Below are 23,293 nucleotides of genomic sequence, written 5' to 3' on the forward strand. Positions count from 1 at the left end.
CAGCCGTGATTGTCGGGTTCTCGATTGCCCTGATCGTCTTCAGCCTGCTGCTGATGCTGCTGGTGCTGATGCACAAGGGAAAGGGCGGCGGCCTCTCCGACATGTTCGGTGGCGGAATGCAGTCGTCCGTCGGCGGTTCCTCGGTCGCCGAGCGCAACCTGGACCGGATCACCGTCGTGGTCGGTCTGCTGTGGTTCGCGAGCATTGTCGTACTTGGTCTGCTGATGAAGCTGGACAGCTGATCTGTCGTATCCGCGTTCACGGGTGGGTGTAACTACAATCACTGGACGCGCGTTGGGCCTTACGTAGACTGGGGCATCTTCGAGCACCATCACGCAGGGAGTTACGACCGTGGCAAGTGGCAACGCGATCCGGGGAAGCCGGGTCGGAGCGGGGCCGATGGGTGAGGCCGAGCGCGGCGAGTCCGCGCCGCGTCTCCGCATCTCCTTCTGGTGCTCGAACGGGCACGAGACGCAGCCGAGCTTCGCCAGTGACGCACAGGTTCCGGAGACGTGGGACTGCCCGCGCTGCGGATTCCCGGCCGGTCAGGACCGGGACAACCCGCCGGACCCGCCGCGCACGGAGCCGTACAAGACCCACCTCGCGTACGTACGGGAGCGGCGCAGCGACGCGGACGGCGAGGCGATCCTCGCGGAGGCGCTCGCCAAGCTCCGCGGCGAGATCTGACAGCGAAGGGCCCGGCGGACGAACTCGGTTCGTCTGCCGGGCCCTTCGGTATCACCCCAGGTCAAAGGGGATTGTCAGTGGCTCCCCCTACCGTGTGAATCAGTCGACCACATGGGGGAGTTGTGGCAACGCTGGAGAGCGCCGCCGATGCGGCGGCCGAGGTGCCCGCGTGGCGCGGGGGGTTCGGGCGGCTGTGGACGGCCGCGGTCGTATCCCGGTTCGGAGACTCGCTGCGCGCCGCGGCGCTGCCGCTGCTCGCGGCCTCGCTGACCAGCGATCCGATGCTGGTCGCCCTGGTCACGGCGTGCGGCTTCCTGCCCTGGCTGCTCTTCGGGCTGCTCGGCGGCGCCGTCGCGGACCGGGTGGACCAGCGCCGGGCGATGTGGGCCGTCGACCTGGTGCGCGGCGCGCTCATGGCCGCCTTCGCCGCGGCCGTGGCCCTGGGGCACGCCTCGATAGCCCTGCTCATCGCGCTCGCCTTCGCGCTCACCTCGCTCCAGACGCTCTTCGACAACGCGGCCACCGCCCTGCTGCCCTCGCTGGTGCCGCAGTCCGCGCTCGGCCGGGCCAACGCCCGCCTGATGACCGGCCAGCAGATAGCCGGCGGCTTCCTCGCCGCGCCGCTGGTGCCGCTGCTCCTGACGGCGGGGGCGGGCGTGCCGTACGTGGCGGACGCCTTGAGTTTTGGACTGGCGGCGGCGCTGGTGGCCACGCTGCGCACGGCCGCCCCCGAGCGGCCCGCCCGCAAGCCCGGCTCCACCCTGCGGAGCGAGACGGCCGAGGGGCTGCGCGCGCTGTGGGGCGAGCGGAGCCTGCGCGCGCTCTGCGTGGCCACGACGCTCTGCAACATCGGCATGGGCGCGCTCATCGCCACCCTGGTCCTGCACATCACCGGCTGGCTCCACGCGAGCCACGGCGGCTACGCGGCGGCGATCACGGCGTACGGGGCGGGCAGTGTGGCGGGCGGTCTGCTCACCCACCGACTGGCCCGCCGGCTGGGCCGGATGGGGAGCGTGCTCCTCGCGGGCGCGGTCCAGACGGTGTGCCTGGCGGCGATGGGGTCCATACGGGAGTTGTGGGTATCGATCGCGGCCATGGCGGTGTTCGCGGTGATGGGAATGGTGTGGAACGTCAACCAGGTGACCCTGATGCAGGAGCGCACCCCGCAGGCCATGCTGGGACGGACGAGCGCGGCCTTCCGGACGCTCGCCGTGGCGGGGACACCGCTGGGCGCCCTCATGGGCGGCGCGGCGGCCTCCTCCTGGGGGCTCAACACACCCGCCCTGGTGGCGTCCGGACTGTTCCTGGCCGCCGTGGCCACTCTGATTCCTGCCCTTACGTCCTGATCAACTAGGTTGGAAGGGCAGCGGGGCAGGTACGTACGCGAGTACGAGGAAGTGGGCTGATGTCCGAGATGAACGCAGAAGGCCGTACCAGGCTCAACCAGATGCCCGAGTGGACCGCACTGGGCAAGCACCGCGAGCAGTTGGGGGACACCCATCTGCGCGAGCTGTTCGCCGCCGACCCCGGCCGCGGCACCGGATACACCCTGACGGTCGGCGATCTGCACCTCGACTACTCGAAGCACCTCGTCACCGACGAGACGCTGGGGCTGCTGCGCGAGCTGGCCGCGGCCGCCGACGTGGCCGGGCTGCGGGACGCCATGTTCCGCGGCGAGAAGATCAACACGACCGAGGACCGCGCGGTGCTGCACACCGCGCTGCGCGCCCCGCGCGACGCGGTCGTCGAGGTCGACGGTGAGAACGTGGTGCCGGGCGTGCACGCGGTGCTCGACAAGATGGCCGCCTTCTCCGAGCGCGTCCGGTCGGGCGCGTGGACCGGGCACACCGGCAAGCGGATCAAGAACATCGTCAACATCGGCATCGGCGGATCCGACCTCGGTCCGGCGATGGCGTACGAGGCGCTGCGCTCGTTCACCGACCGGGGTCTGACGGTCCGTTTCGTCTCCAACGTCGACGGCGCCGACCTCCACGAGGCGGTCCGCGACCTGGACGCGGCCGAGACGCTGTTCATCGTCGCGTCCAAGACCTTCACCACCATCGAGACCATCACCAACGCCACCTCCGCGCGCGACTGGCTCCTCACCGGGCTGAACGCGGGTCAGGACGCGGTCGCCAAGCACTTCGTGGCGCTCTCCACCAACGCCGAGAAGGTCGCGGACTTCGGCATCGACACGGCCAACATGTTCGAGTTCTGGGACTGGGTCGGCGGGCGCTACTCGTTCGACTCGGCGATCGGCCTCTCGCTGATGATCGCCATCGGCCCGGACCGCTTCCGCGAGATGCTGGACGGCTTCCACCTGGTCGACGAGCACTTCCGCACCGCCCCCGCCGAGGCCAACGCGCCGCTCCTGCTCGGCCTGCTCGGCGTCTGGTACGGGGCGTTCTTCGACGCCCAGTCGCACGCCGTGCTGCCCTACAGCCACTATCTGTCGAAGTTCACCGCCTACCTCCAGCAGCTCGACATGGAGTCCAACGGCAAGTCCGTGGACCGCGACGGCAACCCCGTCGAGTGGCAGACCGGCCCGGTCGTCTGGGGCACCCCGGGCACCAACGGACAGCACGCCTACTACCAGTTGATCCACCAGGGCACCAAGGTCATCCCGGCCGACTTCATCGGCTTCGCCGAGCCGGTCGCCGACCTCCAGCCCGGTCTGGTCGCCCAGCACGACCTGCTGATGGCCAACTTCTTCGCCCAGACGCAGGCCCTGGCCTTCGGCAAGACACCCGAAGAGGTACGGGCGGAGGGCGTCGCCGAGGAGCTGGTGCCGCACAAGACGTTCCGCGGCAACCACCCCACGACCACCGTCCTGGCGCGCGAGCTGACGCCGTCCGTCCTCGGCCAGCTCATCGCGCTGTACGAGCACAAGGTGTTCGTCCAGGGCGCGATCTGGAACATCGACTCCTTCGACCAGTGGGGCGTGGAGCTGGGCAAGGTCCTCGCCAAGCGGGTCGAGCCCGCGCTGAGCGAAGGGGCCGACGTGCCGGGCCTGGACCAGTCCAGCAAGGCCCTGGTCGCCAAGTACCGGGCGCTGCGGGGCCGTTGAGGCCATGACGGGGGCGGGGGCGGTGCTGAGACCGCCGGAGAACGAGCTGGACCCGGCGGTCGTCGGCTGGTGGCGCGCGCAGTGGCTGGCGCTCACCGCGGCGCCGGTGGTGGCCCTGGCCGTGCTCGGCGTGCTCATCGCCCCCGCCCGGCCGTGGCTGCTCACGATGGCGGCGGCGCTCGCCGTCCTCGGGACGCTCTCCACCGCCCTGCTGCCCCCTTGGCGCTTCCTGCCGGCCGAGGTGGCCGCCCGGGTGCTGCGTGAATCGGCCGTCCCCGACCGGCGCCGCCGCGCTGGTCACGCATCCGCGTGCGGCCCCGGTCCGGCGGCTGCGGTGGGCGCTGCTCACGGTCCCCGTCCCGGTGGCGGCCCTGGCCCCGCTCGGGGCGCTCCTGCCCCCGGTCCTGCTCCATGTGGCGGCCGGGTGCGCGGCGGCAGGGGTGCCGCTCGCGGTGGCCCTCGCCCTCGACGCGTACCGGGACCTGGGGCACGGCGTCGACGGGGCGTATCCGGTGGCCCGTTCGGGCACGGTCCGCCGGGCCACGGCGGACCCGACGGCTCGACCGAGCCGGACCTGGCGGGCGTCGAGCCGACCAACATCTGCAACAGGACCCTGCTCGGCAAGGGCGCCCAGCTGGCGATCACGACCGAGCTGCGCAAGTCCATGTTCACCGTGAACACCATCGCGGGCCGCGCGACCAGCACCACTCCCGTCTATGACGGCTTCGTGGCGGCGGTCCGTACCGCCATCGCCCGTCTGGAGGCCTCCGGCGGCGAGCAGATCATCCTCTGACGCTCGCGCCGTACCCGGGGACAAAGCAGCGGGCCCGGCTCACCAGGAGGTGGACCGGGCCCGTTCGCCTCAGGGTGAGGCGGGCGGATACAGCGCGCGCGGCAGCCGGGACGCGGCCGCCGAGTCGAGCAGCCACAGGGTGCGGCCACGGCCGTACGCACCCGCGGCCGGAGCCTGCACCTCGCCCGCGCCCGACAGGGCGATGGCCGCCGCCTGCGCCTTGTCCTCGCCCGCCGCGAGCAGCCACACCTCGCGGGCCGCCCGGATCGCCGGCAGCGTCATCGAGACCCGTACCGGCGGCGGCTTGGGCGCGCCGTGCACCCCGACCACCGTCCGCTCGGTCTCGCGCACCGCGGGCAGCTCCGGGAAGAGCGACGCCACATGGGTGTCGGGGCCGACACCCAGCATCAGCACGTCGAACGTCGGCACGTCGCCGTGGTCCTCCGGGCCGGAGGCGGCGGCCAGCTCCTCCGCGTAGGCCGCCGCGGCGGCGTCGACGTCCTTGCCGTACGGGCCGTCCGAGGCGGGCATCGCGTGCACCCGCTCCGGGTCGACCGGCACCGCGTCGAGCAGCGCCGCCCGGGCCTGGGTGACATTGCGCTCCGGGTCGCCCTCGGGCAGGTACCGCTCGTCGCCCCACCACAGGTCGAGCCGCGACCAGTCGATCGCGTCCCGGGCCGGCGAGGAGGCGAGGGCAGCGAGCAGCCCGTTGCCGTTGCGGCCGCCGGTGAGGACCACGGACGCCGAGCCGCGGGCGGCCTGGGCGTCCACGATCTTCGTGATCAGCCGGGCCGCCGCGGCCTGCGCCATCAGCTCCTTGTCGCGGTGGACGACGAGCTGAGGGGTGCTCACTTCGTCGCCGCCTTCTTGGCCGGAGCCTTCTTCGCGGCGGGCTTGGCGTCCGAGGAGTCACCGGAAGCGGAAGCGGAAGCGGGAGCGGGACCTGAGGCCTCGGCCGGGGCCGCGGCCTTTCCGTTCGACGGATCGGCGAGCCGGTCCACGCCGAACTTCAGCGCGGAGGCGTAGGTGTCGTCCGGGTCGAGGCGCCGCAGCTCCTCGGCGATCAGCTCGGCCGTCTCGCGCCGCTTGAGCGCCACCGCGCGGTCCGGCTGGCCCTGGATCGAGAGCGTGGCCAGCGAGCCGTCGGAACGGCCCAGGATGATCGGGCCGCAGTCCGTCTCCATCCGTACGGCGGTCAGGCCCGGGCCCGAGGACTGCGAGCGCCGCACCGGCACGTCCAGCCGGTCCGCGAGCCACATGGCGAGCAGCTCGCAGCTCGGGTTGAACTCCTCGCCCTCCACCTCGACCGAGGTGACCTCGCACGACACCTGGTCGAGCGCCGCGGCCAGCATCGAGCGCCAGGGCGTGATGCGGGTCCACGACAGGTCGGTGTCGCCCGGGGTGTAGGTCTCGGCGCGGCCGGTCAGCTCCTCGATGGGCTGCTCGGCCGAGTAGGTGTCGGTGACCCGGCGCTGGGCGAGCGCGCCGAGCGGGTCGTTGGCCGGGTCGATCGGCGAGTTCACCGGCCACCAGACGACGACCGGCGCGTCCGGCAGCAGCAGCGGCAGCACCACCGACTGGGCGTGGTTGACCACCTCGCCGTACAGCCGCAGGATGACCGTCTCACCGGTGCCCGCGTCCGCGCCGACCCGCACCTCGGCGTCCAGGCGCGACTGGGTGCGGTCGCGCGGCGAGCGCGAGACCCGCTTGATGACCACGAGGGTGCGCGAGGGGTGCTCGCGCGAGGCGTCGCTCGCGGCGCGGAGCGCGTCGTACGCGTTCTCCTCGTCGGTGACGATGACCAGGGTCAGGACCATGCCGACGGCTGGTGTGCCGACGGCGCGGCGGCCCTGGACGAGCGCCTTGTTGATCTTGCTGGCCGTGGTGTCCGTAAGGTCGATCTTCATGGCCGGCGCCAGCTCCGTCCGTCTCGTGCGAGCATTTCGTCCGCCTCGACCGGGCCCCAGGTGCCCGACGCGTACTGCGCGGGCTTGCCGTGGGCGTCCCAGTACTGCTCGATCGGGTCGAGGATCTTCCAGGACAGCTCGACCTCCTCCAAGCGCGGGAAGAGGTTGGAGTCGCCGAGCAGGACGTCGAGGATGAGCCGCTCGTACGCCTCGGGGCTGGACTCGGTGAAGGACTCGCCGTAGGCGAAGTCCATCGACACGTCCCGGACCTCCATCGAGGTGCCCGGCACCTTGGAGCCGAACCGGACGGTGACGCCCTCGTCCGGCTGGACCCGGATGACCAGCGCGTTCTGCCCCAGCTCCTCCGTCGCCGTGTGGTCGAAGGGGGAGTGCGGGGCGCGCTGGAAGACCACCGCGATCTCGGTGACCCGGCGGCCCAGGCGCTTGCCGGTGCGCAGGTAGAACGGGACGCCCGCCCAGCGGCGGTTGTCGATCTCCAGCTTGACCGCGGCGTAGGTGTCGGTCTTCGACTTGGGGTCGATGCCGTCTTCCTGGAGGTAGCCGACGGCCTTCTCGCCGCCCTGCCACCCGGCCGCGTACTGGCCGCGCACCGCGCCCGCGCCCAGGTCCTTCGGCAGCCGCACGGCGCCCAGGACCTTGGTCTTCTCCGCCGCCAGCGCGTCCGCGTCGAAGGAGGCGGGCTCCTCCATCGCGGTCAGCGCGAGCAGCTGGAGGAGGTGGTTCTGGATGACGTCACGGGCGGCGCCGATGCCGTCGTAGTAGCCGGCCCGGCCGCCGATGCCGATGTCCTCGGCCATGGTGATCTGGACGTGGTCGACGTACGACCGGTTCCAGAGCGGCTCGAACATGGTGTTGGCGAAGCGGAGCGCCAGGATGTTCTGGACGGTCTCCTTGCCGAGGTAGTGGTCGATCCGGAAGACCTCGTCCGCCGGGAAGACCTCGTGGACGACCGTGTTGAGCTCCTGGGCGGAGATCAGGTCGTGGCCGAAGGGCTTCTCGATGACCGCGCGGCGCCAGGAGCCGTCCTTCTGGTCGGCGAGCCCGTGCTTCTTGAGCTGCTGGACGACCTGGGGGAAGAACTTCGGCGGCACCGAGAGGTAGAAGGCGAAGTTGCCGCCGGTGCCCTGCGCCTTGTCGAGCTCGGCGATCGTCGACTTCAGCTGCTCGAAGGCGTCGTCGTCGTCGAAGTCGCCCTGGACGAAGCGCATGCCCTGGATGAGCTGCTGCCAGACCTCCTCGCGGAAGGGGGTCCGCGCGTGCGCCTTGACGGCGTCGTGGACCTCCTGCGCGAAGTCCTCGTCCTGCCACTCGCGGCGGGCGAAGCCGATCAGGGAGAAGCCCGGCGGAAGCAGACCCCGGTTGGCGAGGTCATAGACAGCGGGCATCAGCTTTTTACGGGACAAATCGCCCGTGACGCCAAAGATCACCAGGCCCGACGGCCCCGCGATACGCGGGAGCCGTCGGTCTGCGGCGTCACGCAGCGGATTGCTGCTTGACAAGATTTACGCCTCCGGGGGTGCGAGGCGCTGGAGCTCCGCCTCGGTGGACTTGAGCAGGTCGTTCCAGGCGGACTCGAACTTCTCGACGCCCTCGTCCTCAAGGAGCTGCACGACCTCGTCGTACGAGATGCCCAGCTTCTCGACGGCGTCGAGCTCGGCGCGCGCCTGCTCGTAGGTGCCCGAGACGGTGTCGCCGGTGATCTGCCCGTGGTCGGCGGCCGCCTCCAGGGTGGCCTCCGGCATGGTGTTCACCGTGTTGGGGGCGACCAGGTCGTCGACGTACAGGGTGTCCTTGTACGCCTTGTCCTTGACGCCGGTGGAGGCCCACAGCGCGCGCTGCTTGTTGGCGTGCGCCTTGTCCAGCGCGGCCCAGCGGTCGGAGGAGAAGACCTCCTCGTACGCCTCGTAGGCCAGGCGGGCGTTGGCGAGACCGGCCTTGCCGCGGGCGGCCCTGGCCTCGTCGGTGCCGAGCGCGTCGATCCGCTTGTCGATCTCGGTGTCCACGCGGGACACGAAGAAGGACGCCACGGAGTGGATCTTCGCCAGGTCCAGGCCGCGCTCCTTGGCCTTCTCCAGGCCGGCCAGGTAGGCGTCCATGACCTCGCGGTAGCGCTCAAGGGAGAAGATCAGCGTGACGTTGACGCTGATGCCCTTGCCGATGACCTCGGTGATCGCGGGCAGGCCCGCCCTGGTCGCCGGGATCTTGATGAGCGTGTTCGGCCGGTCCACCAGCCAGGCCAGCTGCTTGGCCTCGGCGACGGTGGCCTTGGTGTTGTGCGCCAGGCGCGGGTCGACCTCGATGGAGACCCGGCCGTCCTGGCCCTCGGTGGCGTCGAAGACCGGGCGCAGGATGTCGGCGGCGTCCCTCACGTCCGCCGTCGTGATCATGCGGATGGCCTCTTCGACGGTGACCTTGCGGGCGGCGAGGTCGGCGAGCTGCTGCTCGTAGCCGTCACCCGAGGAGATCGCCTTCTGGAAGATCGACGGGTTGGTCGTGACACCCACGACGTGCTGCTGGTCGATCAGCTCGGCGAGGTTGCCGGAGGTGATCCGCTTGCGCGACAGGTCGTCGAGCCAGATCGCGACGCCTTCGTCGGAGAGGCGCTTGAGTGCGTCTGTCATGAGAAATGCATCTCCTACTAGTTCGTATACCGGCGTCAGCGCGCGGCGGCGGCGAGAGATTCCCGGGCGGCGGCGGCCACGTTCTCGGCGGTGAAGCCGAACTCGCGGAAGAGCACCTTGCCGTCGGCGGAAGCACCGAAGTGCTCCAGCGAGACGATGCGGCCCGCGTCGCCCACGTACCGGTGCCAGGTCAGGCCGATACCGGCCTCGACCGCGACCCGCGCCCTGACCGACGGCGGCAGGACGCTGTCCTTGTACGCCTGGTCCTGCTCCTCGAACCACTCGACGGACGGCATCGAGACGACCCGGGTCGGGACGCCCTCGGCCTGGAGCTGCTCGCGCGCCTCGACGGCGAGCTGGACCTCGGAGCCGGTGCCGATGAGGACGACCTGGGCGTCAGCGGTCTCACCCGAGGGGCCGGTGGCCTCGAACAGCACGTAACCGCCCTTGGCGGCGCCCTCGTTGGGCTCGTACGTCGGCACGCCCTGGCGGGTCAGCACCAGGCCGTGCGGGGCGCCCTTGCCGAACACCTTGGTGTAGCGCTTGAGGATCTCGCGCCAGGCGATGGCGGTCTCGTTGGCGTCCGCCGGGCGGACGACGTTGAGGCCCGGGATCGCGCGCAGCGAGGCCAGGTGCTCGACCGGCTGGTGGGTCGGGCCGTCCTCGCCCAGACCGATGGAGTCGTGCGTCCACACGTACGTCACCGGCAGGTGCATCAGGGCCGACAGACGCACCGCGTTGCGCATGTAGTCGGAGAACACCAGGAAGGTGCCGCCGTAGATACGGGTGTTGCCGTGCAGCGCGATGCCGTTCATCTCGGCGGCCATCGAGTGCTCGCGGATGCCGTAGTGGATCGTGCGGCCGTACGGATCGGCCTCCGGCAGCGGGTTGCCCTCGGGCAGGAACGACGAGTTCTTGTCGATCGTCGTGTTGTTCGAGCCCGCGAGGTCGGCCGAGCCGCCCCACAGCTCGGGGATGACCGCGCCCAGCGCCTGCAGGACCTTGCCGGAGGCGGCGCGGGTGGCGACGCCCTTGCCGGACTCGAAGACCGGGAGCTTCTCCTCCCAGCCCTCGGGCAGCTCGCCCGCGTTGACGCGGTCGAACTCGGCGGCGCGCTGCGGGTTGGCGGTGCGCCAGGCGGCGAACGACTTCTCCCACTCGCCACGGGCCTCACGGCCGCGGTCCAGGACGGCGCGGGTGTGCGCGAGTACCTCGTCGGCGACCTCGAAGGTCTTCTCCGGGTCGAAGCCCAGGACGCGCTTGGTGGCCGCGACCTCGTCGTCGCCGAGCGCCGAGCCGTGCGCGGCCTCGGTGTTCTGCGCGTTCGGGGCGGGCCAGGCGATGATCGAGCGCATCGCGATGAAGGAGGGGCGCCCGGTCTCGGCCTTGGCGGCCTCGATCGCCTCGAACAGCGCCTTCGGGTCGAGGTCGCCGTTCTCCTGCGGCGCCACGCGCTGGACGTGCCAGCCGTACGCCTCGTACCGCTTCAGCGTGTCCTCGGAGACGGCGGTCTCGGTGTCGCCCTCGATCGAGATGTGGTTGTCGTCCCAGAGCAGGACCAGGTTGCCCAGCCTCTGGTGACCGGCCATCGAGGACGCCTCGGCGGAGATGCCCTCCTGGAGGCAGCCGTCGCCCGCGATCGCGAAGACGAAGTGGTCGAACGGGGAGGTGCCCGGGGCCGCCTCCGGGTCGAACAGGCCGCGCTCGTAGCGGGCGGCCATGGCCATGCCCACGGCGTTGGCGACACCCTGGCCCAGCGGGCCGGTGGTGGTCTCCACGCCGGTGGTGTGGCCGTACTCCGGGTGGCCCGGGGTCTTGGAACCCCAGGTGCGGAACGCCTTCAGGTCGTCCAGCTCCAGGCCGTACCCGGCCAGGTAGAGCTGGATGTACAGCGTGAGGGACGAGTGGCCCGCGGACAGCACGAAGCGGTCGCGCCCGGTCCAGTCGGCGTCCGCCGGGTCGTGGCGCATCACCTTCTGGAAGAGGGTGTACGCGGCCGGGGACAGGCTCATCGCCGTACCAGGATGGCCGTTGCCGACCTTCTGTACAGCATCCGCGGCCAGGACGCGGCCGGTGTCTACGGCCCGCTGGTCCAGTTCGGTCCACTCAAGGTCTGTGGTGGTCGGCTTGGTGCTCACCCTGAGTCAGGGCTCCTCTCCACATGTTCGATCCCGGTGACTGTGGGCGCACCGGGCGCTGTCGAGCCTACCCCCGCCGGAACGCTCATTTTTTCGACTGCCCACCGGTTGGGACACACACCTCCAGAGTGCCCAAGACCGGTCGCTTCCGCCTCACGGCGAAGTCTCCGTGACCCGGTCCCAACACGAGCCCACCCCCGCGAAGGGCGGCGTATGGGCAACGTCTACAGTGGCGTGGTACGCGCAAGTCTTCACCGGGTTCTCATGCCCGGAACGTCCGGGCCCATCCGACCGATTGCCCCGGGACTTGCTGGGAATTCTCTGTCAGGGGTGTGCGTGACGGCCGTCGAGTCCCGACCCGCAGGGGTCGTCTTGACTCCCAGCCCGGGGGCCCATCGGCCGTTCGGGGCCCGCGTCAAGGCGTTCGTGGCACTGACCAAGCCGCGGATCATCGAACTGCTCCTCATCACCACCATTCCGGTGATGTTCCTGGCCGAGCAGGGCGTGCCGTCACTCTGGCTGGTGCTGACCACCACCGTCGGCGGCTTCCTCTCCGCGGGCGGCGCCAACGCGCTGAACATGTACATCGACCGCGACATCGACGCCCTGATGGACCGCACCTCGCAGCGGCCGCTGGTCACCGGGATGGTCTCGCCGCGCGAGTGCCTCGCCTTCGGCATCACCCTCGCGGTCGTCTCCACGCTGCTGTTCGGCTTCGCCGTCAACTGGCTGTCGGCCTGGCTGTCACTCGGAGCGCTCCTCTTCTACGTCGTCGTCTACACGATGATCCTCAAGCGCCGCACCTCGCAGAACATCGTGTGGGGCGGCATCGCCGGCTGCCTCCCGGTGCTCATCGGCTGGTCGTCCGTCACCAACTCCATGTCGTGGGCGCCGGTCATCCTCTTCCTCGTGATGTTCTTCTGGACGCCGCCGCACTACTGGCCGCTGTCGATGAAGGTCCGGGAGGACTACGCGCGCGTGGGCGTGCCGATGCTGCCGGTCGTCGCCTCCAACAAGGTGGTCGCCAAGCAGATCGTGGTCTACAGCTGGCTGATGGTCGCCGTCTCCCTGTTGCTGACCCCGCTGGGCTACACCGGCTGGTTCTACACGCTGGTGGCGCTGCTGGCCGGCGGCTTCTGGCTGTGGGAGGCGCACGGGCTGCAGAACCGGGCGAAGTCGGAGGTGACGGGCGCCAAGCTCAAGGAGATGCGCCTGTTCCACTGGTCGATCACCTATGTCTCGCTGCTGTTCGTGGCGGTCGCGGTGGACCCGTTCCTGCGGTAGCCGCCCGCTCTTCGACGGGAGGGCCCAGTGGTGGAAACCACTGGGCCCTCCCGTCGCATGTGGATCTACTCGCGAGTAGCATCCTGGACATGGCAGAAACCCAGGTTGACGAGAAGCAGGCCGCCAAGGCCGAGCGGCGGGCGGCGCGCCTCGCCAAGCAGATCGGCCACTTCGCCAAGGAGCACGGCGGCGCCGAGGGCCAGGTGGCGTACATCGGCCGGCGCGGCGCGCGGATCGTGCTCGTCGGCGAGGACGGCGGCTGGGGCGACCTGGTGGCCCCCAGCCACGCGATCGCCCTGAGCGCGGTCGAGAAGGCCGGGATCACCGTCCACGAGGACTTCGACGGCGAGTTCGCGGCCAAGGTGAAGACCGGTCGCTACGAGTGGACCCGGATGGCCGGGATCCAGCTCGGCGGTCCTAAGAACGGCTGAACGGCAACAGCAACACTCATCCGGGGCTCACCCGTTAGTGAGGTGGAAGCACACCACCCAGGGAGCCCCGGATGATCCTCGCCGTGCCGCAGCCGGAGCTGGTGGACCAGTACTGCCACGGAGTGCTCCGCACCGAGCTGGGGCTCGGCACGTTCGAGACGCAGCTCGGCAGGACCGGCGGTCCGCCCGCCCCCGGCACCACGTTCTTCGACACCCAGACCGGCTTCGCCGTCCGCCGCTGGTGCCCGCCGCTGCTCGGCCTGGAGGCGCACTGCGCCCCCGCCCGCTATCTCGCCCGCCGGCGCGAGCTGGGCGTCCTGGAGACCGTCAGACGGCTCCTGCGCGGCTCGGGCGTCTCCACCTATCTGGTGGACACGGGCCTGCCGGGCGATCTGACCGGGCCGGGGGAGCTGGCCGCCGCCGGGGCCGCCGACGCCCATGAGATCGTCCGCCTCGAACTCCTCGCCGAGCAGGTCGCCGACACCTCCGGCACCGTCGACGCCTTCCTCGCCAACCTCGCCGAGGCCGTGCACACAGCGGCCGCCTCGGCCGTCGCCTTCATCTCCGTCACGGCCGTGCGCCAGTGCCTCGACCCGGACCCGCCCGGGCCCGGCGAGGTGCGCGGGGCGGCGGGCCGCTGGCTCACCCGGCGCCGCATCCAGGAGCCGCTGGAGGACCCCGTGCTGCTGCGGCACCTGCTGTGGAGCGCGGTCGCCTCGGGGCGGCCGCTCCAGTTGCGGCTCGGCATGGACGACGCGACCGGGCTCGCCGGGTTCGCCGCCGCGACCAACGGCCTGGGCACGGACCTGGTGCTGCTGCACGGCTATCCGTACCACCGCCAGGCCGCCCATCTGGCGAGCGTCTTCCCGCATGTGTACGCGGACGTGGGGCCCGCCCTGGTGCGTACGGGGGCGAGGGCCGCCGATGTGCTGGCCGAGCTCCTGGAGCTGGCGCCGTTCGGGAAGCTGCTCTACTCCAGCGGCGCGCGCGGGCTGCCCGAGCTGCACGTGGTGGGCGCGCGGCTGTTCACCCACGCGCTGAGCCGGGTCCTGGGCGCCTGGGTGGCCGACGGCGCGTGGGCCCGTACGGACGCGGAGCGGGTCGCCGCGATGATCGGGGCGGGCAACGCCCGGCGGGTGTACGGGCTGTCAGGCTCGGGTGAGCGCCGGGTCTGACTGGGCCGGGACGGGCACGGTGATCTCCGGCCGCTCGCGCAGCGAGAACAGCACGCGCACCACGGCGATCCACACCAGGCACGAGCCGAACATGTGCAGCGCGACCAGGGCTTCGGGGGTCTTGGTGAAGTACTGGACGTATCCGACGATGCCCTGGCCCATCAGCACCAGGAACAGGTCACGGGCCCGGTCGCGCGGGCCCGCCGGGGCGTCCACGGCCTTCAGGACGAACCAGAGCGCCACGGTGAGGGCCACCACGACCCAGGCGAGGTCGGCGTGGAGCTGGCTGATCATCGTCCAGTTCAGCGGGATGCGGTCCACGTCGCTGGAGTCGCCCGCGTGCCGCCCGGCGCCGGTGACGACCGTGCCGACCGCGACCAGCGCGCCCGCCGCGACCACAAGCAGCCAGGTCAGCTGGACCACGGCCTTGCCCACCAGCGGGCGCGGCTCGCCGTCGCCCTCGCGGGTGCGCTGCCAGGTCATCATCGCGACCGTGAGGAGCGCGGTGGAGAGCAGGAAGTGCGCCGCGACGGTGTACGGGTTGAGGCCGACCAGGACGACGATGCCGCCCAGGACCGCGTTGCCCATGACGACCCAGAACTGGATCCAGCCGAGCCGGGTGACACCGCGCCGCCACGGGCTCGCGGCCCGGGCCGCGATGATCGCCCAGCCGACGGCCGCGCACAGCACGTACGTCAGCATGCGGTTGCCGAACTCGACGGCGCTGTGGAAGTCCATCTCGCCGGTCGGCGTCAGGCTCTGGTCGGTGCACTTGGGCCAGGTCGGGCAGCCGAGCCCGGACCCGGTGAGCCGCACCGCGCCGCCGGTCACCACGATGACGACGGCCATGACGACGGCGGTGAGCGCCGCGCGCTGGACGGTCCGCGGGGACGGTGTCCACCGCTCGGCGATGAAGGCGAGCGGGTTGCGCACCGCCTGAGCCACATCGGCTCGGGTCACGTTCGGCATGCGCCCTATCGTAGGGGGCTGTTTGTGCACGTTTTCACGAGGGGGTCCCGGGGGAGTCGGCTCCCCCGGGAGAACACGGCACGAGGGGTCCGCGCACCCGCACCCGGCCGCTACTCCCAGCGGAAGAACTTGGCCGCCGCGCCCAGGCCCAGGACCGTCCAGACCGCCAGGATCCCCAGGTCGCCCCAGGGCATCGACGCCCCGTGCTGGAGGATGTCGCGCAGCCCGTCGGAGAGGGCCGAGACGGGCAGAAGGCCTAGCGCCGTCCGCACGCCGTCCGGGAACTTGTCCATCGGCACGATGACCCCGCCGCCCACGAGCAGCAGCAGGAACACCAGATTGGCCGCGGCGAGCGTGGCCTCGGCCTTGAGGGTGCCCGCCATCAGCAGCCCGAGCCCGGAGAACGCGGCCGTGCCGAGCACCAGGAGCAGCAGTACGGCGAACGGGTTGCCGTGCGGCGACCAGCCGAGCGCGAAGGCGATCACCGTCAGCAGAATGACCTGGAGAACCTCGGTGACCAGCACCGACAGCGTCTTGGCGGTCATCAGCGCCCAGCGCGGCAGCGGGGACGCGCCGAGCCGCTTCAGCACGCCGTAGCGGCGGTCGAAGCCGGTGGCGATGGCCTGGCCGGTGAAGGCGGTGGACATCACGGCGAGCGCGAGGATCCCGGGGGTGAGGAAGTCCACCGACTTGCCCGCGCCGGTGTCGATGATGTCGACCGCGCTGAACAGCACCAGCAGCAGCGCCGGGATGACCACGGTGAGCAGCAGCTGCTCACCGTTGCGCAGCAGCATCCGGGTCTCAAGGGCGGTCTGCGCGCCGATCATCCGGCCGACGGGCGCGGCCCCCGGGTTCGGCGTGTACGTACCGGTACCGGCGCTCATCGGCGCAGCTCCCTGCTCGTGGGTTCCAGGCTGTGTCTTCCCGGGGGACGCCGCGTCTGACAGCGGCTGCGCCGCGGGCCGGACCCCCGGCCGATGCGGGTGTCGTCCAGCGTCACGAGCGCAGCTCCCTACCGGTCAGTTCCAGAAAGACGTCTTCGAGGGTGTGGCGTTCGACCGCGATGCCGTCGGGCATCACACCGTGCTGGGCGCACCAGGAGGTGACGGTGGCGAGCAGCTGGGGGTCGACGGTGCCGCTGATGCGGTACGCGCCCGCGGTGAGCTCGGCCGCGGCCGAGCCGTCGGGCAGCGCCTTGAGGAGGGAGGCGAGGTCGAGCCCGGGGCGGCCGGTGAAGCGGAGCGTGTTCTCGGCGCCGCCGCGGCAGAGCGTCTCGGGGGAGCCCTGGGCGACGACCTTGCCCGCGTCGACGATCGCCACGTCGTCCGCGAGCTCCTCGGCCTCGTCCATGAAGTGCGTGGTCATGACCACGCAGACGCCGTCGGCGCGCAGTTCCCGTACGAGGTCCCAGGTGGCGCGGCGGGCCTGTGGGTCCAGGCCCGCGGTCGGCTCGTCCAGGAAGACCAGCTCGGGGCGGCCGACCACGGCCATGGCGAGCGCGAGGCGCTGCTGCTGGCCGCCGGAGAGCCGGCGGTAGGTGGTGCGCCCGCAGCTTTCCAGGCCGAGGCGCTCGATGAGCGCGGGCACGTCCAGCGGGTGGGCGTGCAGCTTGGCCATATGGCGGAGCATCTCCTCGGCGCGGGCGCCCGAGTACACGCCGCCGGACTGGAGCATCACGCCGATGCGGGGGCGGAGCCTTTCGGCCTCGGTGACCGGGTCGAGGCCGAGGACGCGGACCGTGCCGGCGTCCGGTCTGCGGTAGCCCTCGCAGGTCTCGATCGTGGTGGTCTTGCCGGCACCGTTGGGGCCGAGGACGGCGGTGACGGTCCCGGCGGCGACCCGCAGGTCGAGGCCGTCCACGGCGGTCTTCGATCCGTACCGTTTGACCAGGCCGCTGACCTCAAGGACGGGGTGCGACGCGAAGCGTCTCCCTGAGGGGCGGTGGTCGGGCGACGGGCGGGCGGACTCGCTCTTCATGACCGGCAAGTCTAGGCAGGGCGGGCGGCGCCCCGGACCGTGGGGCGGGGGTCGTACGGGGGCACGGACGCGCGGATGTGCGACCTCTGATTTTCGGCCACCGGCGGCCCGGCCAGGCCCCTGCGCGGACCCGGCCGGACGAGCGCGGAGACGGCTGTTCGAAAAGGGCCTCGGCACGTCATACACCGAGGTCAAGCCGGTCGGCGGCGCCCTTCGCAAGGGAGCCCCATTTGATCGATCAGAGATCGTTTCCGCAGGTCATCTTAGGTATGCCTAAGTGATGCACCGCACCGTTCAACGATCAAGGCGCGGCTTGTCAGGCTCTGAGGAATTACGCAACAATGGTGTTGTGAAAAACGTTGGCGAGGCTCCGCAGGAGGAACTCGCGACCGGTGAGCGGTCCACCCGCAACCGGGTCGCGCGCTCCATCCTGGACCACGGGCCCTCCACCGTCGCGGACCTCGCGAAGCGCCTCGGCCTCACCCAGGCCGCCGTCCGCCGCCACCTCGACGCGCTGGTGGCCGACGAGGTCGTGGCCTCCCGCGAACAGCGGGTGTACGGGGCACGGACCCGTGGCAGGCCCGCCAAGGTCTTCGCCCTCACGGACTGCGGGCGGGACGCCTTCGACCAGTCGTACGACAAGCTGGCCGTGGACGCGCTCCGCTGGATCGAGAAGTCCGCGGGCGGTGGCGCGGCCGGCGAGGAAGCCGTCGTCGCCTTCGCCCGGGCGCGGATCGAGTCCCAGTCCGAGGGCTACCGCGAGGCAGTCGAGGCGGCACCGCCCGAGGCGCGCACCGAGGCGTTGGCCAAGGCCTTGACCGCCGACGGGTACGCTGCTACGGCGCGCAGCGCGCCCCTCCCCGGACGGGGCGAGCAGCTCTGCCAGCACCACTGCCCGGTCGCCCACGCGGCCGAGCAGTTCCCGCAGCTGTGCGAGGCGGAGACGGAGTTCTTCTCCCGCCTGCTCGGAACCCATGTGCAGCGTCTGGCCACCATCGCCCACGGCGACGGGGTGTGCACGACGTTCATTCCGCACAGCGCACCACAACCCCTGCATGACACCGAATCAGCATCCACAAGCACGGCCGGGAGGAACCCCGCATGACTCTCCCCACGGAGACTGCCCACCCCGAACTTGAGGGCCTGGGCAACTACGAGTACGGCTGGGCCGACTCCGACGCGGCCGGTGCCGTTGCCAAGCGCGGTCTCTCCGAGGACGTCGTCCGCGACATCTCCTCGAAGAAGAACGAGCCCGAGTGGATGCTGAAGCTGCGCCTCAAGGGCCTGCGGCTGTTCGACAAGAAGCCCATGCCGAACTGGGGCTCCGACCTCTCGGGCATCGACTTCGACAACATCAAGTACTTCGTGCGCTCCACCGAGAAGCAGGCCGCTTCCTGGGAGGACCTGCCGGAGGACATCAAGAACACGTACGACAAGCTCGGCATCCCGGAGGCGGAGAAGCAGCGCCTCGTCGCCGGTGTCGCGGCCCAGTACGAGTCCGAGGTCGTCTACCACCAGATCCGTGAGGACCTGGAGGAGCAGGGCGTCATCTTCCTCGACACGGACACCGCGCTGAAGGAGCACCCGGAGCTCTTCCAGGAGTACTTCGGCACGGTCATCCCGGTCGGCGACAACAAGTTCGCGTCGCTGAACACGGCCGTGTGGTCGGGCGGCTCGTTCATCTACGTGCCCAAGGGCGTCAAGGTCGACATCCCGCTCCAGGCCTACTTCCGTATCAACACGGAGAACATGGGCCAGTTCGAGCGGACGCTGATCATCGTCGACGAGGACGCGTACGTCCACTACGTCGAGGGCTGCACCGCCCCGATCTACTCCTCGGACTCGCTGCACAGCGCCGTCGTCGAGATCATCGTGAAGAAGGGCGGCCGCTGCCGCTACACGACCATCCAGAACTGGTCGAACAACGTCTACAACCTGGTCACCAAGCGCGCCGTGGCGTACGAGGGCGCGACCATGGAGTGGATCGACGGCAACATCGGTTCCAAGGTCACCATGAAGTACCCGGCCGTCTACCTGATGGGCGAGCACGCCAAGGGCGAGACCCTGTCCATCGCCTTCGCGGGCGAGGGCCAGCACCAGGACGCCGGCTCCAAGATGGTCCACATGGCACCGAACACGTCCTCCAACATCGTCTCCAAGTCGGTGGCGCGGGGCGGCGGCCGCACCTCGTACCGCGGTCTGGTCGAGATCGGCGAGGGCGCCCACGGCTCCAAGTCGAACGTGCTCTGCGACGCGCTCCTGGTCGACACCATCTCCCGCTCCGACACGTACCCGTACGTGGACGTCCGCGAGGACGACGTGTCCATGGGCCACGAGGCGACCGTCTCCAAGGTCTCCGAGGACCAGCTCTTCTACCTGATGAGCCGTGGTCTGACCGAGTTCGAGGCGATGGCGATGATCGTGCGCGGCTTCGTCGAGCCGATCGCCAAGGAGCTGCCCATGGAGTACGCCCTGGAGCTCAACCGGCTGATCGAGCTGCAGATGGAGGGTTCGGTCGGCTAGCACAGCCTGACGACCGACCCCGGCAGCGCACGCAGACTGATCTAGGAAGAGAGCACTACGACAGCCATGGCTGAGGCTCAGAACGCCCCCACTCTCAACTCCGTTCGAGCGGGGGGACCCCCGCCGCTTGGCTCCACCACCGCGGGTTCGATCGCGGTGGCCGCCGAGTCGACCGTCGCCACGCGCATGAGCGCGCCCCCGTCCTTCGACGTGGCGGACTTCCCGGTTCCGCACGGCCGCGAGGAGGAGTGGCGGTTCACGCCGCTGGAGCGGCTGCGCGGGCTGCACGACGGCACCGCCGTCGCGACCGGTGACGGACTGCGCGTCGAGGTGACGGCCCCCGAGGGCGTCACCGTCGAGACCGTCGGCCGCGACGACGCCCGGCTCGGCCGGGCCGGCACGCCCGTCGACCGCGTCGCCGCCCAGGCGTACTCCTCGTTCGAGAAGGCCTCGGTCGTCACCGTCGCCAAGGAGGCGGTCCTCACCGAGCCGATCCGCATCGCCGTGCACGGCGAGGGCGGCACCGTCTTCGCGCACCAGCTCGTCGAGCTCGGCGCGTTCGCCGAGGCCGTCGTGGTCATCGACCACACCGGTGACGCGGTGCTCGCCGCCAATGTGGACTTCGTCCTGGGCGACGGCGCCAAGCTGACCGTCGTCTCGGTGCAGGACTGGGACGCCAAGGCCGTCCACGTCGCCCAGCACAACGCGCTGGTCGGCCGCGACGCCTCCTTCAAGTCCGTCGTGGTCACCTTCGGCGGCGACCTGGTCCGTCTGCACCCGCGGGTCTCCTACGCGGGCACCGGCGGCGAGGCCGAGCTCTTCGGTCTGTACTTCACCGACAAGGGCCAGCACCAGGAGCACCGCCTCCTCGTCAACCACAACACGCCGCACTGCAAGTCCAACGCCGTGTACAAGGGCGCCCTGCAGGGCGACGGCGCGCACGCCGTGTGGATCGGTGACGTCCTCATCCAGGCCAAGGCCGAGGGCACCGACACCTACGAGATGAACCGCAACCTGGTCCTGACGGACGGCGCCCGCGTCGACTCCGTGCCGAACCTGGAGATCGAGACCGGCGAGATCGCCGGCGCCGGTCACGCCTCGGCCACCGGCCGCTTCGACGACGAGCAGCTGTTCTACCTGATGGCGCGCGGCATCCCCGCGGCCGAGGCCCGCCGTCTGGTGGTCCGCGGCTTCTTCGCCGAGCTGGTCCAGCAGATCGGTGTCGCGGACGTCGAGGAGCGACTGCTCGCCAAGATCGAGGCGGAGCTGGAGGCGTCGGTCTGATGTCCGCCTTCGTCCGCGTCTGCGCACTGAGCGAGCTGGAGGAGGACACCCCGAAGCGGGTGGAACTCGACGGCACGCCGGTGTCGGTCGTCCACACCGGGGGCGAGGTGTACGCGATCAACGACATCTGCTCGCACGCCAACGTCTCCCTGTCGGAGGGCGAGGTGGAGGACTGCCAGATCGAGTGCTGGCTGCACGGCTCCAGTTTCGACCTCCGTACCGGCAAGCCGTCCGGCCTCCCCGCGACGCGACCCGTGCCCGTTTATCCCGTAAAGATCGAAGGGGACGATGTGCTCGTCTCCGTATCCCAGGAGAACTAAGTCCCCATGGCAACGCTTGAAATCCGCGACCTGCACGTCTCCGTGGAAGCCGAGAACGGCCCCCGGGTGATCCTCAAGGGCGTCGACCTGACCGTGAAGCAGGGCGAGACCCACGCCATCATGGGCCCCAACGGCTCCGGCAAGTCCACCCTCGCGTACTCGCTCGCGGGTCACCCCAAGTACACGATCACCAGCGGCACGGTCACGCTGGACGGCGAGGACGTCCTGGAGATGTCCGTCGACGAGCGCGCCCGCGCCGGCGTCTTCCTGGCCATGCAGTACCCGGTCGAGGTCCCCGGCGTCTCGGTCTCCAACTTCCTGCGCACCTCCGCCACCGCCATGCGCGGCGAGGCGCCCAAGCTGCGCACCTGGGTGAAGGAGGTCAAGTCCGCGATGGAGCAGCTCCAGATGGACCCGGCCTTCGCCGAGCGCAACGTCAACGAGGGCTTCTCCGGCGGTGAGAAGAAGCGCCACGAGATCCTCCAGCTGGAGCTCCTCAAGCCGAAGATCGCGATCCTCGACGAGACCGACTCCGGTCTGGACGTCGACGCGCTGCGCCAGGTCTCCGAGGGCGTCAACCGCGTCCGCGCGACCGGCGAGGTCGGCACCCTGCTGATCACCCACTACACGCGCATCCTGCGCTACATCAAGCCTGATTTCGTCCACGTCTTCTCCGAGGGCCGCATCGTCGAGTCCGGCGGCGCCGAGCTCGCCGACAAGCTGGAGAACGAGGGCTACGAGGCCTACAGCACGAAGGGCGGCGCTTCCGAGTGACGATTCTGCCGGGCCTCCTCGACACCGAGGCGATCCGCAAGGACTTCCCCTTGCTGGACCGTGTGGTCCACGACGGGAAGAAGATCGTGTACCTCGACAGCGCGGCGACTTCGCAGAAGCCGCGCCAGGTGCTCGACGCCCTCAACGAGTACTACGAGCGGCACAACGCCAACGTCCACCGTGGTGTGTACACGGTGGCCGAGGAGGCCACGGCGCTGTACGAGGGCGCGCGCGACAAGGTCGCCGCGTTCATCAACGCGCCGAGCCGCGACGAGGTGATCTTCACCAAGAACGCCTCGGAGTCGCTCAACCTGGTCGCCAACATGCTGGGCTGGGCCGACGAGCCCTACCGCGTGGACCACGAGACCGAGATAGTCATCACGGAGATGGAGCACCACTCCAACATCGTGCCGTGGCAGCTGCTCTCGCAGCGCACCGGCGCGAAGCTGAAGTGGTTCGGCCTCACCGACGACGGCCGTCTCGACCTCTCCAACATCGACGAGATCATCACCGAGAAGACGAAGATCGTCTCCTTCACGCTGGTCTCCAACCTGCTGGGCACCGTCAACCCGGTCGAGGCGATCGTCCGCCGCGCCCAGGAGGTCGGCGCGCTGCTCTGCATCGACGCCTCGCAGGCCGCGCCGCACATGCCGCTGGACGTGCAGGCGCTCCAGGCCGACTTCGTGGCCTTCACCGGCCACAAGATGTGCGGCCCGACCGGCATCGGCGTCCTGTGGGGCCGCCAGGAGCTGCTGGAAGACCTTCCCCCCTTCCTCGGCGGCGGCGAGATGATCGAGACGGTCTCGATGCACTCCTCGACGTACGCTCCGGCGCCGCACAAGTTCGAGGCCGGTACGCCCCCGATCGCCCAGGCCGTCGGCCTCGGCGCGGCGGTGGACTACCTCTCGGCGATCGGCATGGACAAGATCGCCGCGCATGAGCACGCGATCACCGAGTACGCGGTGAAGCGCCTGCTGGAGGTCCCCGACCTGCGGATCATCGGCCCGACCACGGCCGAGGACCGGGGCGCCGCGATCTCGTTCACGCTCGGCGACATCCACCCGCACGACGTGGGCCAGGTCCTCGACGAGGAGGGCATCGCGGTCCGGGTGGGCCACCACTGCGCACGCCCGGTCTGCCTGCGCTACGGAGTTCCCGCGACCACGCGAGCGTCTTTCTACCTGTACTCCACGCCCGCCGAGGTCGACGCCCTGGTGGACGGTCTGGAGCACGTACGGAACTTCTTCGGCTAGGGGTGGCGACGTGCTGTGTCTTCCCGGGGGACAACCCCCCGGACCCCCGGCCGGAAAACACGTCGTGGC

22 protein-coding genes are annotated in these 23,293 nt (G+C 70.5%); 14 read left to right on the plus strand and 8 right to left on the minus strand.

The annotated features are described in order from the left end of the window. The first annotated feature begins 5 nt into the window (after nt 1-5). The 5 genes from secG to ACFWA7_RS11695 all read left to right on the plus strand — a co-directional run bounded on the left by secG (nt 6) and on the right by ACFWA7_RS11695 (nt 4,547). A complete protein-coding gene (secG, locus tag ACFWA7_RS11675; RefSeq protein ID WP_266978384.1) occupies nt 6-242 on the plus strand; it encodes a preprotein translocase subunit SecG in 237 nt (78 codons plus the stop codon). Between the two features lie 109 nt (nt 243-351). Then, nucleotides 352-687, plus strand: coding sequence for an RNA polymerase-binding protein RbpA (locus ACFWA7_RS11680; protein ID WP_003976875.1), 336 nt, complete (start codon nt 352-354; stop codon nt 685-687). 122 nt (nt 688-809) lie between these two features. Continuing rightward, nucleotides 810-2,033, plus strand: coding sequence for an MFS transporter (locus ACFWA7_RS11685; protein WP_385822527.1), 1,224 nt, complete (start codon nt 810-812; stop codon nt 2,031-2,033). 68 nt (nt 2,034-2,101) lie between these two features. Beyond that, nucleotides 2,102-3,754, plus strand: coding sequence for a glucose-6-phosphate isomerase (gene pgi / locus ACFWA7_RS11690; RefSeq protein ID WP_385541701.1), 1,653 nt, complete (start codon nt 2,102-2,104; stop codon nt 3,752-3,754). A gap of 22 nt (nt 3,755-3,776) precedes the next feature. Beyond that, complete coding sequence (locus ACFWA7_RS11695; RefSeq protein WP_385822530.1) at nt 3,777-4,547, plus strand: poly-gamma-glutamate hydrolase family protein; 771 nt, start codon at nt 3,777-3,779, stop codon at nt 4,545-4,547. A gap of 69 nt (nt 4,548-4,616) precedes the next feature. Here the strand turns inward: ACFWA7_RS11695 and pgl are convergent, their stop codons facing one another. From pgl to tkt, 5 genes are read right to left on the minus strand one after another with little or no spacing between them, the layout of a single operon-like run. Beyond that, nucleotides 4,617-5,399 carry a 6-phosphogluconolactonase gene (gene pgl / locus ACFWA7_RS11700; RefSeq protein ID WP_385822533.1) on the minus strand — a complete coding sequence of 261 codons (783 nt, stop codon included), beginning with the start codon at nt 5,397-5,399 and terminating at the stop codon, nt 4,617-4,619. Continuing rightward, nucleotides 5,396-6,454 carry a glucose-6-phosphate dehydrogenase assembly protein OpcA gene (opcA, locus tag ACFWA7_RS11705; protein ID WP_385822536.1) on the minus strand — a complete coding sequence of 353 codons (1,059 nt, stop codon included), beginning with the start codon at nt 6,452-6,454 and terminating at the stop codon, nt 5,396-5,398. Before opcA ends, pgl begins: the two co-directional genes overlap by 4 nt. Next, the gene (gene zwf, locus ACFWA7_RS11710; RefSeq protein ID WP_385541638.1) at nt 6,451-7,974 is read right to left on the minus strand and encodes a glucose-6-phosphate dehydrogenase; all 1,524 of its coding nucleotides are present in this window, start codon (nt 7,972-7,974) and stop codon (nt 6,451-6,453) included. Before zwf ends, opcA begins: the two co-directional genes overlap by 4 nt. Nucleotides 7,975-7,977: 3 nt before the next feature. After that, entirely contained in the window at nt 7,978-9,096 is a 1,119-nt protein-coding gene (gene tal, locus ACFWA7_RS11715; protein WP_385822538.1) for a transaldolase, read from the minus strand. A gap of 35 nt (nt 9,097-9,131) precedes the next feature. Further along, entirely contained in the window at nt 9,132-11,234 is a 2,103-nt protein-coding gene (tkt, locus tag ACFWA7_RS11720) for a transketolase (RefSeq protein WP_385822540.1), read from the minus strand. 330 nt (nt 11,235-11,564) lie between these two features. Between tkt and ACFWA7_RS11725 the strand changes: the two genes are divergently transcribed. The 3 genes from ACFWA7_RS11725 (at nt 11,565) to ACFWA7_RS11735 (ending at nt 14,124) form a co-directional block, all read left to right on the plus strand. After that, nucleotides 11,565-12,518 carry a heme o synthase gene (locus tag ACFWA7_RS11725; protein ID WP_385541641.1) on the plus strand — a complete coding sequence of 318 codons (954 nt, stop codon included), beginning with the start codon at nt 11,565-11,567 and terminating at the stop codon, nt 12,516-12,518. An 89-nt stretch (nt 12,519-12,607) separates the two neighbouring features. Further along, the gene (locus ACFWA7_RS11730) at nt 12,608-12,949 is read left to right on the plus strand and encodes a hypothetical protein (protein WP_385541642.1); all 342 of its coding nucleotides are present in this window, start codon (nt 12,608-12,610) and stop codon (nt 12,947-12,949) included. A 71-nt stretch (nt 12,950-13,020) separates the two neighbouring features. Then, nucleotides 13,021-14,124 carry an amidohydrolase gene (locus ACFWA7_RS11735; protein ID WP_385822542.1) on the plus strand — a complete coding sequence of 368 codons (1,104 nt, stop codon included), beginning with the start codon at nt 13,021-13,023 and terminating at the stop codon, nt 14,122-14,124. On the opposite strand, the gene ACFWA7_RS11740 is transcribed toward ACFWA7_RS11735, so the two are convergent. The 3 genes from ACFWA7_RS11740 to ACFWA7_RS11750 all read right to left on the minus strand — a co-directional run bounded on the left by ACFWA7_RS11740 (nt 14,098) and on the right by ACFWA7_RS11750 (nt 17,070). Continuing rightward, nucleotides 14,098-15,093, minus strand: a complete 996-nt coding sequence (locus tag ACFWA7_RS11740) for a heme A synthase (RefSeq protein WP_385822545.1) — start codon at nt 15,091-15,093, stop codon at nt 14,098-14,100. The two genes, ACFWA7_RS11735 and ACFWA7_RS11740, sit on opposite strands and share 27 nt — an antisense overlap. Nucleotides 15,094-15,203: 110 nt before the next feature. After that, nucleotides 15,204-15,977: an ABC transporter permease gene (locus ACFWA7_RS11745; RefSeq protein ID WP_385822548.1), complete on the minus strand. Its 774-nt coding sequence runs from the start codon at nt 15,975-15,977 to the stop codon at nt 15,204-15,206. Nucleotides 15,978-16,089: 112 nt separating this feature from the next. After that, complete coding sequence (locus tag ACFWA7_RS11750) at nt 16,090-17,070, minus strand: ABC transporter ATP-binding protein (protein WP_385541647.1); 981 nt, start codon at nt 17,068-17,070, stop codon at nt 16,090-16,092. A gap of 349 nt (nt 17,071-17,419) precedes the next feature. Between ACFWA7_RS11750 and ACFWA7_RS11755 the strand changes: the two genes are divergently transcribed. From ACFWA7_RS11755 to ACFWA7_RS11780, 6 genes are all read left to right on the plus strand, one after another. Beyond that, nucleotides 17,420-18,175 carry a helix-turn-helix transcriptional regulator gene (locus ACFWA7_RS11755; RefSeq protein ID WP_385822551.1) on the plus strand — a complete coding sequence of 252 codons (756 nt, stop codon included), beginning with the start codon at nt 17,420-17,422 and terminating at the stop codon, nt 18,173-18,175. Next, a complete protein-coding gene (gene sufB, locus ACFWA7_RS11760) occupies nt 18,172-19,593 on the plus strand; it encodes a Fe-S cluster assembly protein SufB (protein ID WP_385541651.1) in 1,422 nt (473 codons plus the stop codon). Before ACFWA7_RS11755 ends, sufB begins: the two co-directional genes overlap by 4 nt. 66 nt (nt 19,594-19,659) lie before the next feature. Continuing rightward, entirely contained in the window at nt 19,660-20,877 is a 1,218-nt protein-coding gene (gene sufD, locus ACFWA7_RS11765; RefSeq protein WP_385822553.1) for a Fe-S cluster assembly protein SufD, read from the plus strand. Next, entirely contained in the window at nt 20,877-21,197 is a 321-nt protein-coding gene (locus tag ACFWA7_RS11770) for a bifunctional 3-phenylpropionate/cinnamic acid dioxygenase ferredoxin subunit (RefSeq protein ID WP_385541654.1), read from the plus strand. Before sufD ends, ACFWA7_RS11770 begins: the two co-directional genes overlap by 1 nt. 6 nt (nt 21,198-21,203) lie before the next feature. Continuing rightward, nucleotides 21,204-21,971 carry a Fe-S cluster assembly ATPase SufC gene (sufC, locus tag ACFWA7_RS11775; RefSeq protein WP_385541656.1) on the plus strand — a complete coding sequence of 256 codons (768 nt, stop codon included), beginning with the start codon at nt 21,204-21,206 and terminating at the stop codon, nt 21,969-21,971. Beyond that, nucleotides 21,968-23,224, plus strand: coding sequence for a cysteine desulfurase (locus tag ACFWA7_RS11780; RefSeq protein ID WP_385541658.1), 1,257 nt, complete (start codon nt 21,968-21,970; stop codon nt 23,222-23,224). Before sufC ends, ACFWA7_RS11780 begins: the two co-directional genes overlap by 4 nt. Nucleotides 23,225-23,293: the final 69 nt, after the last annotated feature.

The organism is Streptomyces sp. NPDC059994, from assembly GCF_042737755.1.
Taxonomy (GTDB): Bacteria; Actinomycetota; Actinomycetes; order Streptomycetales; family Streptomycetaceae; genus Streptomyces.